A 9,490-nucleotide genomic window follows, 5' to 3' on the forward strand; every position below is an offset into this window, starting at 1 on the left:
CATGCCGGATTTGCGGCGGAGCGACAATACAAAGCGGAGGGATCAAACTATGTTTGAAAAAGGCCTGCTAGCGAAAAAGCGCATCCTGATCACCGGCGGCGGCTCCGGCCTTGGCGCGGCGATGGGCGCCCGCTTTGCCGAACTCGGCGCCGAACTGATCATCTGCGGCCGCCGGCAGGAATTGCTGGAGGAAACCGCAGCAAAATTTCGCAGCGAGTTCGGCGCCAAGGTCTCGACCGCGCGCTGCGATATCCGCGATGGCGCTGCGGTCGAGACGATGATGGACCAGGTGTGGCAGGACGCGCCGATCGACGTGCTGGTCAACAATGCTGCCGCAACCTTTATTGCGCAGAGCGAACATTTGTCATTCCGTGCGGCGGACGCGATCCTCGCGCCGACACTGCATGGCACGATGTACTGCACGCTCGCTGCCGGTCGCCGCTGGATCGACGGCAAGCACAAGGGCGTGGTGCTCTCGATCCTGTCGACCTCGACCATCACCGGCCGCGCCTTCACGGTGCCGTCGTCGATGGCCAAGACCGCGGTGCTGGCGATGACCAAGAGCCTTGCCGTCGAATGGGGCCCGAAGGGCATTCGCACCGTGGCGATCGCGCCCGGCGCGTTCCCGACACCAGGTGCCACCGGACAGCTGCGTCCCGAAGGGCGCGGCGAGACCTGGGCGCATCGCAATCCGCTCGGTCGCGCCGGCGAGCATTCGGAGCTCGCCAATCTTGCGACTTTCCTGATCTCGGATCAGGCCGGCTACATCAATGGCGAGATGGTGGTGCAGGACGGCGGCTCGCATTTGCGCAGTTCCGGTGCCGAGGACCTGCTGCAATGGACCGATGCGCAATGGGAGAGCCAGCGCGCGGCACGCGCCAAGGGATAATCAAGGGCTGATCAGCGACATCAAGCACCGAGGTGCGACAACGCGCGTGCGGCTTTTGGCCGACGCGCGTCCGGGCCTAACTGCCTTCCCAAAAAGGCGTTTCCCGGTTATCCATCCGAGCCGGCGGAGGGGGAATCGCCGGGCCATCTTGCAGTCACAATGATGGGGGAACCAGTTGGCCGTGCGGCAGATTCTGACATCACTGGCGGCTTGTGTTCTGTGCGGGATCATCACCCTCGCACCGACGCAGGCTGCGCCCAAGAAGGAGACGGCCAAGGAAGCGGCCAAGCCGGCGCCTTCGGCCGCCGCGGCTGCGGCCGGCGGCGCGGAGCCGACGCTGATCGGCCAATTTGGCACCTGGGGCGCCTACACTGCCTCGCCTAACGGCAAGAAGGTGTGCTTTGCGCTCGCCAAGCCGTCGTCGTCGAAGACCAACCCGCCGAACCGGCCGCGTGATCCGGCCTATGCTTTCATCTCGACCCGTCCGGCCGAAAAGGTCATCAACGAAGTCTCGATCATGATCGGCTACACCGTGAAGCCGGGCTCGGAATCGACGTTGCAGGTCGGCGGCGGGACCTATGCGATGTACACGCAGGGCGACGGCCTCTGGATCAAGAATGCGGCCGAGGAGGAACGGATGGTGGAAGCCATGCGCAAATCAGCCGATCTGACGGTAAAAGCCGTCTCGGCGAAGGGTACCGAGACGATCGACAGCTTCTCGCTGAAGGGCCTGGCGCAGGCGCTCGACCGGCTGGGGCAGGACTGCCGGCGCTAGACGCGATCCGGCCGACAAAGTCCGGTCAGAGACGTAAAATCGAGGTATTGGTGGCTTTCCAGCACCGGCTGGAAGGCCTATTTGAGGTTTCATGACCGACACCGTGATCCCCACTGCCGTCCCCGGCGCCAGCGCGCTGGTCGAAAAGGTTCCGCTCGAAACCTATGTGCCGCCGGCCAAGCCGTCGCTGATCGGCCTGTCGCGCGCGGAGATCGCCGATCGCCTGGGCGAAATCGGCGTGCAGGCCGGCCAGCGCAAGATGCGCACCCAGCAGCTCTGGAACTGGATGTATTTCCGCGGCGCCAAGAGCTTCGCCGAGATGACCAACGTCTCGAAGGACATGCGCGCCGAGCTCGAGAAGCATTTTACCGTCGACCGTCCCGAGGTGGTCGCCGAGCAGATATCCAATGACGGCACGCGCAAATGGCTGCTGCGGCTGCCGAGCGGCGACAAGGTCGAGCGGCCGCACGAGGTCGAGTGCGTCTACATCCCGGAGACCGATCGCGGCACACTGTGTGTTTCCTCGCAAGTCGGCTGCACGCTGAACTGCGCGTTCTGCCACACCGGCACGCAGCGGCTGGTGCGCAACCTCACCGCCGGCGAGATCGTCGGCCAGGTGATGGTGGCGCGCGACCGGCTGAATGACTGGGCCGACCGCGAGGACGGCACGCGCCGCGTCACCAACATCGTGATGATGGGGATGGGCGAGCCGCTCTACAATTTCGACGCGGTGCGCGACGCGCTGTTGATCGTCGGCGACAATGAGGGCATCGGCATCTCCCGCCGCCGCATCACGCTGTCGACCTCGGGCGTGGTGCCGAACATCCAGCGCACCGGCGACGAGATCGGCGTGATGCTCGCGATCTCGCTGCATGCGGTGCGCGATGAATTGCGCAACGAGCTGGTGCCGCTCAACCGCAAATATCCGATCAAGGAGCTGCTGCAGGCCTGCCGCGATTATCCCGGCGCCTCGAATGCGCGGCGCATCACCTTCGAATATGTGATGCTCAAGGGCGTCAACGATTCGCTCGATGACGCCAGGCTGCTGGTGAAGCTGCTCAAGGGGATTCCGGCCAAGATCAATCTGATCCCGTTCAATCCGTGGCCGGGCACCGCCTACGAATGCTCGGACTGGGACCAGATCGAAAAGTTCTCCGAGTACATCTTCAACGCCGGCTATTCCTCGCCGGTGCGCACGCCGCGCGGCCGCGACATCCTCGCCGCCTGCGGCCAGCTCAAGTCGGAGACCGAAAAGCTCTCCGCCCGCGAGCGCCAGGCGCTGCGCGCGATGGCGATGACGGACTGAGTGTTGTGAGCGACATCGCTCTCCGCGGCGTCATTGCGAGCGAAGCGAAGCAATCCATGTCCGAGCTTGCTGAGCTATGGATTACTTCGTCGCTTGAGTGCAAAATTGCTCTGCAATTTTGTCGCGAGCTCCTCGCAATGACGGGGAGCCCGTAGCATGGCCCTGATCGGCCGCCTGTTCGTCGTCGCGTTCGGCTTCCTGATGGCCTGCTTCGTGGCAGGCATTATCGTGGTCGTCGCGGTGCTGTATCCCGAGATCAGCGATTTCGGCGGGCAGATCGACCAGAGCGCCGTCAACATCGTGCTCGGCTTCGGTTTCATCTTCATCTCAGGCTTCGCGCTGCTACCCGCGCTGATCGTGGTGCTGCTCACCGAGGCGTTCTACATCCGGAGTGTGCTGGCCTATGCCGTCGGCGGGGCGATCGTCGGCGCGGCCTGCTATCTCGGCCTGATCCCGTTCGATCCCGACACGATGCAGTTCCACGGCATCATGCGCCGGCACATGGAGATCATGACCGGCGCCGGTATCGTCGCGGGCCTGGTCTACTGGCTGATCGCCGGCCGCACCGCCGGCGCCTGGCGCGAGCCGCCGCGCCCCTTGCCGCCGCCCCCGCCATTGCCGTCGCAATCGCCGCGGTAGTGGTTGGAACTCCCATCCTCCCCTGGAGGGGGAGGATCGGTTCGCATGAAGCGCAGCGGAATGCGAACCGAGGTGGGGTGAAAGTCTCTCCACGCGAGAGCTGCCCGTGTTGAGAGATCACCCCACCCCGTCTCACATTTCGCTCCGCTCAACGTGAGCCGACCCTCCTCCTCCAGGGGAGGGTAACCGACGTCCTCGCACTTTTCATGCCCTCCCGCCTCGGCTAAACCGCGCGCCATGAACCGGACCGGACTTTTCATCGCGCTGGCGCTGGCGCTCGTCGTCGGCATCCTGTTCGGGATTTATCCCGAGCTCGACCTGAAGCTGGCAGCTTTGTTCTACGACGCCGCGGAAAAGACCTTCCCCGTGAAGCTCGACGCGGTGGCGCAGTTCGCGCGCGATGCGGCGATGTGGATCGCCTGGGCGCTGGTGCTGCCGGCGATCGTGACCATCGTCTGGAAGTTCATCCGGCCGGATCGGCCGATGCTGATGTCCGGCCGCGCCGCGGTGTTCCTGCTTACCACGATGCTGCTCTCGGCCGGCGTGCTGACCAATTTCACCTTCAAGAATTATTGGGGCCGGCCGCGGCCGGTGTTCGTGACGCAGTTCGGCGGCGACCTGCAATTCATGCCGTGGTGGGACCCGCGCGGCGGCTGCCCGCGCAATTGCTCGTTCTTCTCCGGCGAGGGCGCCACCGCATTCTGGACCTATGCGCCGGCGGCGCTGACGCCGCCTGTGTGGCGGCCGCTGGCCTTTGCCGGGGCCACCGTGTTCGGCATCGTCACCAGCGGGCTTCGAATGGCCTTTGGCGGCCATTTCTTCACTGACGTCGCGATCGCCGGCCTGGTGTCGTTCTTCACCGTCTGGCTGTTTTACGCGCTGATCTACCGCTGGGCCGCGACCCGGCTGACCGATGCCCAGGTCGACGCGGCGCTGACCCGGCTCGCGATGCCCGGCTATCGCTGGATGCAGCGCTGGCGCCGTGGCGGCAAGGCGGCGTCCAGCCAGCCCGAAGCCTGATTAAAGGCGTGCCCCGCCTTCCGAAATTTGATATTCGGCCTCGTCAAACCTCATCCATTTCGATCGATTGGACCGTCCCATGAGTACGATTCTGAAAAGCCTGCCCACCGGCGAAAAAGTCGGCATCGCGTTCTCGGGCGGGCTCGACACCTCGGCGGCGCTGCTCTGGATGAAGCTGAAGGGCGCCAAGGTGTTTGCCTATACCGCCAACCTCGGCCAGCCCGACGAGGCCGATTACGACGCGATCCCGCGCAAGGCGATGGACTTCGGCGCCGAGAAGGCCCGCCTGGTCGATTGCCGCACCCAATTGGTCCATGAGGGCATCGCGGCGATCCAGTCCGGCGCGTTCCACATCTCGACCGGCGGCATCACCTATTTCAACACCACCCCGCTCGGCCGCGCGGTGACCGGCACGATGCTGGTCGCGGCCATGCAGGAGGACGGCGTCAACATCTGGGGCGACGGCTCGACCTTCAAGGGCAACGACATCGAGCGCTTCTATCGCTACGGCCTGCTGACCAACCCGAGCCTGCGGATCTACAAGCCCTGGCTCGACCAGCAGTTCATCGACGAGCTCGGCGGCCGTGCCGAGATGTCGGCGTTCATGACCGCGCAGGGCTTTGCCTACAAGATGAGCGCGGAGAAGGCCTATTCGACCGACAGCAATCTGCTCGGCGCGACGCATGAGGCCAAGGATCTCGAGAGCCTGTCGAGCGGCATCACCATCGTTAACCCGATCATGGGCGTGCCGTTCTGGCGCGCTGACTGCGACGTCAAGGCCGAGAAGGTCGTGGTGCGCTTCGAGGAAGGCCAGCCGGTCGCGCTGAACGGCAAGACGTTTGCCGATCCCGTCGCGCTGTTCCTCGAAGCCAATGCGATCGGCGGCCGCCATGGCCTCGGCATGAGCGACCAGATCGAGAACCGCATCATTGAGGCCAAGAGCCGCGGCATCTACGAGGCGCCCGGCATGGCGCTGCTGCACATCGCCTATGAGCGGCTCGTCACCGGCATCCACAACGAGGATACGATCGAGCAGTACCGCATCAGCGGCATGCGGCTCGGCCGCTTGCTCTATCAGGGTCGCTGGTTCGATTCGCAAGCCTTGATGCTGCGCGAGACTGCGCAGCGCTGGGTGGCGCGCGCCGTCAGCGGCGAGGTGACGCTCGAGCTGCGCCGCGGCAACGATTATTCGATTCTCAACACCGAGAGCCCGAACCTGACCTATGCGCCGGAGCGGCTCAGCATGGAGAAGGTCGAGGACGCCGCCTTCACGCCGGCCGACCGCATCGGTCAGCTGACGATGCGCAACCTCGACATCGCCGACACCCGCGCCAAGCTCGGCCTTTACAACAAGACTGGCCTGATCTCGAGCGGCGAAGGCTCGCAGATCTTCCAGCTCGAGAACGACAAGGATTGAGGCGGTCTAGTCGTGCCGCACGTTTGCTGTCGTCCCGGCGAAAGCCGGGACCCATAACCACAGGATCGCGTTGTTAGAGCGAGCTGTGGCTCCAGCGTTGCGCAACAATTGACGGTCGGGGTTATGGGTCCCGGCTTTCCCCGGGACGACGCGCGGAGGCATTCGTGTCCGGTTTCACCCTGAGCGCATCGAGCAGCGAACGGAACGCGCGCGCATAATCGGTGCCGGTCTTGCCGATGTCCGGGCCGGCTGACACCGCGACCGCTGCTTCCGTCACCGCACCCAGCAAAAGCCGCGCGAGCGGCTCGATCGGCTGCTTGGCGATCACGCCGGCCTCCATCGCGGCCGCCAGCGCGCGTGGAAATTTTCCGCCGAAATGCTTGGCGTCGATCTCGCGCCAGCGCTCCCAGCCGAGCACGGCGGGGCCGTCGCGCAGGATAATCTGGCCGGTCGGGCCTTTCGAGCACGCCGCGAAATAGCCCTGCGTTCCCGCCGCCATCGCGGCGAGCGGATCGTTCTCGGCGCGCGAGATGCGGTCGAGATCGGCGACGAGGTCGATCGACACCTGCTCGAACACGGCCTCGAACACCGCCTCCTTGGTCGCGAAGTGATGATAGACCGCACCCTTTGCGACCCGTGCGCCGCTCGCGATGTCATCCATCGTCGCAGCCACAAAGCCGCGCTCGCCAAAAATGCGCCGCGCCGCCTTGACGATCGCGGCTTTGGTTTTCTCGCGCCGTTCGGCCTGGGTTGCCATCACGCATGTCTAGCTCAGTTCCATCCGCAAGCCAATTGACTTACCGACTCGCAGTCGATAAATACCGACCATCAGTCGGTAAATGGAGATTGCCCGATGCCCTCGCTCAAGACGCTGCAAGCCTTCGCTGACACGGTCGAAGCCAACGACCATGTCGGCGCGATCAGGAACTTCTACACCGCCGATGCCCGCACCCAGGAGAATGACGGCGAATGGCGCGTCGGCCGCGAGGCGCTGGCGGCGCGCGAGGCGGCGGTGCTCGCCGCGGTCTCCGGCGTCAAGACGACGCGGCTCGGGCCGCTGCTGCTTGACGGCGACCATTCGGCGATCTGCTGGCGGTTCGAGTTCACCGGCAAGGACGGCAAGGTCCGCAGCATGGAGGAGGTCGCCTGGCAGACCTGGCGCGGCGAGGAGCTGGTCGAGGAGCGCTTCTTCTACGATCCCACGCAGATGGCGCGCTGACGCGGGGAAGTAGCCGCGCCGTCATTGCGAGCGAAGCGAAGCAATCCATCGCGCCGCAAGCGGAGAAATGGATTGCTTCGTTGCTAACGCTCCTCGCAATGACGGGGCTGGTAAGCTTGGCCTGCTGACGCGTGCTACAAGACTTCACCAAACAAAAATGGCCGGGATTGCTCCCGGCCATTTCGTCTCGTGATGTCTTTCCGGCTCAGCGCGGCGGGGCGGCCGAAGCCGTACCGCCGTTGAGCAGCGGGGTGATGCGGCGGACGGTGACGCGCCGGTTGATGCGGCTCGGTCCGTCGGTCTGCTCCTTCAGATACTGCGAGCCGTAACCCTGCGAGGTCAGGTTCTCGGCCGGCACGCCGAACTGCTGGGTCAGCAACTCGGCGGCGGATTGCGCACGGCGGTCGGACAGCGACAGATTGTCGGTGTCGTTGCCGGTCGCATCCGTATGGCCTTCGATCAGGAACACCTCGCGCGGATTGCGCTGGATGGCCCGGTTGAGGCCGTCGGCGATCACCTGCAGCCTCGCCGCCTGATCCGGCGGGATGGTCCACGATCCGGAGTCGAAGTTGATCGTGTTGAGGTCGATGCTCGGCATCTGCATGCGGACGTTGGGGCTGTAGCGGATCTCTTCGAGCGAGTAACGCCGTTCGATCCGCTGCACCGGCGGTGCCTCCATGGTCTCGTAGATCACGTCCGGCGACGCCTCCTGAGCGTCGACGATGTAGCGATCGTAGGGAATGTTGACCACCGGCGGTGGCACGTCGACATAGAAGCCGCCGACCGCGCGCGGATCGCGATAGCTGTTGTCGATGATGACGAGCTCGCGCCCGCCGGGATCCCTGCGGATGCGGCGCAGCATCTGACCGTCGGCACCGACCACGGTGATGATCTCGCTGCCGTCGGGACGGACCACGATAGTCCGGGTCTCGCCGCCGATCGTTTCGGTGCGGATGTCACGCGCGCCGTAGCGGAAGCGATAGACGTCGTCGCCGCGGACATAGGCCTGTCCGCTCGGGTCGCGGATGATGACGCGGTCCGGCTCGGTGTAGATGGTGCGGCCGTCTTCGACCACTTCCTGCCGCTGGCCGCGCAGGTCGGCGATGCTCCCGCCGATGATGGCGCCGGCCACCACGCCCGCACCGACCGCAGCGCCGATCGCGAGCGGCGTGATGTTGTCATGCCGCGGCGGCGGCGGCAGCGGGGCTGTGACCGCAGGCGCGGCCCGGAACGCGGGCGAAACAGTCGGCGGGGCGTATTGCGCCTGGCCGGGCGGCGGCGTTGCGGCTGCCGAGCCGGGGACGACTGTCGCTGCTGGCGGACCGGCAGGGCGCGCCGGTGCTGCGCCAGGCGCGCCCATCGCGGCTCCCTGCGCCGGCGATACGCCGGGCGCAGCACCCGGACGGGCCGGCTGACCCGGAGCCGGTGTGGCGCCGGGGGCGCCCATTGCGGCGCCCGGAGTCGCGGGCGTTCCGGGCGGTGTCGCGGGACGTCCCTGCTGACCGGGTGCCGGTGTTGCAGCTCCCGGCGCTGCAGGTGCGGCCGGGGTTGGCGTTGCGGCGGCCGGCGGTGTGCCGGGGCGCGCTGGCGGAGCAGCGGCACCCGGTGCTGCCGGTGTCGCGCCCGGCGCGGGCGTTGCCGGCGATGTTGCGCCAGGCGGCGTGCCCGGCGGTTGCTTGGCGCCACCCGGACGTTCGCCACCCGGGCGATCGCCAGGCCGGCGCTCGGCCGGCGCCGTTGTCGGCGAGGGCGTTGCAGGCGTCGGTGTTGCGGCGGCGGGCGGCGTGCCGGGGCGTGCGGCCGGAGCAGCAGCACCCGGTGCCGGTGTTGCGGCACCTGGCGTCGGAGTCGGCGGCGTGTGCGCGGCTCCCGGCGCAGGCGTCGGCGGCGTGCCAGGCCGCTGCGGTGCTGCAGCAGGCGGCGGGAGCGGTGTGGGATGTCCGGGCGCTGCCGCCGGCGGCGTCGGGGGCTTCGCGGGTGCAGCCGCGGGCGGCTCCGGCCGTGCGGGTGTCGGTGCCGGCGCGGGCTTCGCAGCAGCAGGGGGCTCGTGTGCGGGCGCGGCCGAAGGCGGCGGCGTTGCCGGCTTTGCGGCAGGCGGCTCGGGCCTTGCGGGCGCTGCGGCCGGCGGCGGCGGTGCCGGGCGCGCGGCGGGCGGTTCAGGCCGTGCGGGAGCCGGGGGCGGCGCCGGATGCGGTGCAGCTGCCGGGGGTGGCGTCGGCTTTGCG

At 66.8% G+C, this 9,490-nt stretch carries 10 protein-coding genes; 8 read left to right on the forward strand and 2 right to left on the reverse strand.

The features are described 5' to 3' along the window. The first annotated feature begins 49 nt into the window (after nucleotides 1–49). The 6 genes from QMZ05_RS30120 (at nucleotide 50) to argG (ending at nucleotide 6,046) form a co-directional block, all read left to right on the forward strand. Nucleotides 50–889 (forward strand): SDR family oxidoreductase, encoded by an 840-nt coding sequence (locus QMZ05_RS30120; RefSeq protein ID WP_353704055.1) that lies wholly within the window; start codon nucleotides 50–52, stop codon nucleotides 887–889. A 181-nt stretch (nucleotides 890–1,070) separates the two neighbouring features. Beyond that, entirely contained in the window at nucleotides 1,071–1,664 is a 594-nt protein-coding gene (locus tag QMZ05_RS30125; protein WP_353704056.1) for an invasion associated locus B family protein, read from the forward strand. 91 nt (nucleotides 1,665–1,755) lie between these two features. Further along, nucleotides 1,756–2,970 (forward strand): 23S rRNA (adenine(2503)-C(2))-methyltransferase RlmN, encoded by a 1,215-nt coding sequence (rlmN, locus tag QMZ05_RS30130; protein ID WP_353704057.1) that lies wholly within the window; start codon nucleotides 1,756–1,758, stop codon nucleotides 2,968–2,970. Nucleotides 2,971–3,126: 156 nt separating this feature from the next. After that, complete coding sequence (locus QMZ05_RS30135) at nucleotides 3,127–3,609, forward strand: hypothetical protein (protein WP_353704058.1); 483 nt, start codon at nucleotides 3,127–3,129, stop codon at nucleotides 3,607–3,609. A gap of 237 nt (nucleotides 3,610–3,846) precedes the next feature. Next, the gene (locus tag QMZ05_RS30140) at nucleotides 3,847–4,629 is read left to right on the forward strand and encodes a phosphatase PAP2 family protein (protein WP_353704059.1); all 783 of its coding nucleotides are present in this window, start codon (nucleotides 3,847–3,849) and stop codon (nucleotides 4,627–4,629) included. Nucleotides 4,630–4,708: 79 nt separating this feature from the next. After that, complete coding sequence (argG, locus tag QMZ05_RS30145) at nucleotides 4,709–6,046, forward strand: argininosuccinate synthase (protein WP_353704060.1); 1,338 nt, start codon at nucleotides 4,709–4,711, stop codon at nucleotides 6,044–6,046. Between the two features lie 121 nt (nucleotides 6,047–6,167). On the opposite strand, the gene QMZ05_RS30150 is transcribed toward argG, so the two are convergent. Next, the gene (locus tag QMZ05_RS30150) at nucleotides 6,168–6,803 is read right to left on the reverse strand and encodes a TetR/AcrR family transcriptional regulator (RefSeq protein ID WP_353704061.1); all 636 of its coding nucleotides are present in this window, start codon (nucleotides 6,801–6,803) and stop codon (nucleotides 6,168–6,170) included. A 96-nt stretch (nucleotides 6,804–6,899) separates the two neighbouring features. Between QMZ05_RS30150 and QMZ05_RS30155 the strand changes: the two genes are divergently transcribed. After that, on the forward strand, nucleotides 6,900–7,265 hold the full coding sequence (locus QMZ05_RS30155) for a nuclear transport factor 2 family protein (protein ID WP_146986085.1): 366 nt from the start codon (nucleotides 6,900–6,902) through the stop codon (nucleotides 7,263–7,265). 205 nt (nucleotides 7,266–7,470) lie between these two features. Here the strand turns inward: QMZ05_RS30155 and QMZ05_RS30160 are convergent, their stop codons facing one another. Then, a complete protein-coding gene (locus QMZ05_RS30160; RefSeq protein ID WP_353704062.1) occupies nucleotides 7,471–8,625 on the reverse strand; it encodes an OmpA family protein in 1,155 nt (384 codons plus the stop codon). A gap of 119 nt (nucleotides 8,626–8,744) precedes the next feature. On the opposite strand from QMZ05_RS30160, the gene QMZ05_RS30165 reads away from it, so the two are divergent. Next, on the forward strand, nucleotides 8,745–9,490 hold a 746-nt coding region (locus QMZ05_RS30165), incomplete at its 3' end, for a hypothetical protein (protein ID WP_353704063.1).

This window comes from Bradyrhizobium sp. INPA03-11B (genome assembly GCF_040446015.1).
In the GTDB taxonomy this organism is placed as follows: domain Bacteria; phylum Pseudomonadota; class Alphaproteobacteria; order Rhizobiales; family Xanthobacteraceae; genus Bradyrhizobium; species Bradyrhizobium macuxiense_A.

Excerpts from the sequence above, each read along its gene's own strand:
- QMZ05_RS30120 (WP_353704055.1), top strand. The coding sequence starts at position 50 with ATGTTTGAAAAAGGCCTGCTAGCGAAAAAGCGCATCCTGATCACCGGC.
- rlmN (WP_353704057.1), top strand. The coding sequence starts at position 1,756 with ATGACCGACACCGTGATCCCCACTGCCGTCCCCGGCGCCAGCGCGCTG.
- QMZ05_RS30135 (WP_353704058.1), top strand. The coding sequence starts at position 3,127 with ATGGCCCTGATCGGCCGCCTGTTCGTCGTCGCGTTCGGCTTCCTGATG.
- QMZ05_RS30140 (WP_353704059.1), top strand. The coding sequence starts at position 3,847 with ATGAACCGGACCGGACTTTTCATCGCGCTGGCGCTGGCGCTCGTCGTC.
- argG (WP_353704060.1), top strand. The coding sequence starts at position 4,709 with ATGAGTACGATTCTGAAAAGCCTGCCCACCGGCGAAAAAGTCGGCATC.
- QMZ05_RS30150 (WP_353704061.1), bottom strand. The coding sequence starts at position 6,803 with ATGGCAACCCAGGCCGAACGGCGCGAGAAAACCAAAGCCGCGATCGTC.
- QMZ05_RS30155 (WP_146986085.1), top strand. The coding sequence starts at position 6,900 with ATGCCCTCGCTCAAGACGCTGCAAGCCTTCGCTGACACGGTCGAAGCC.
- QMZ05_RS30160 (WP_353704062.1), bottom strand. The coding sequence starts at position 8,625 with ATGGGCGCGCCTGGCGCAGCACCGGCGCGCCCTGCCGGTCCGCCAGCA.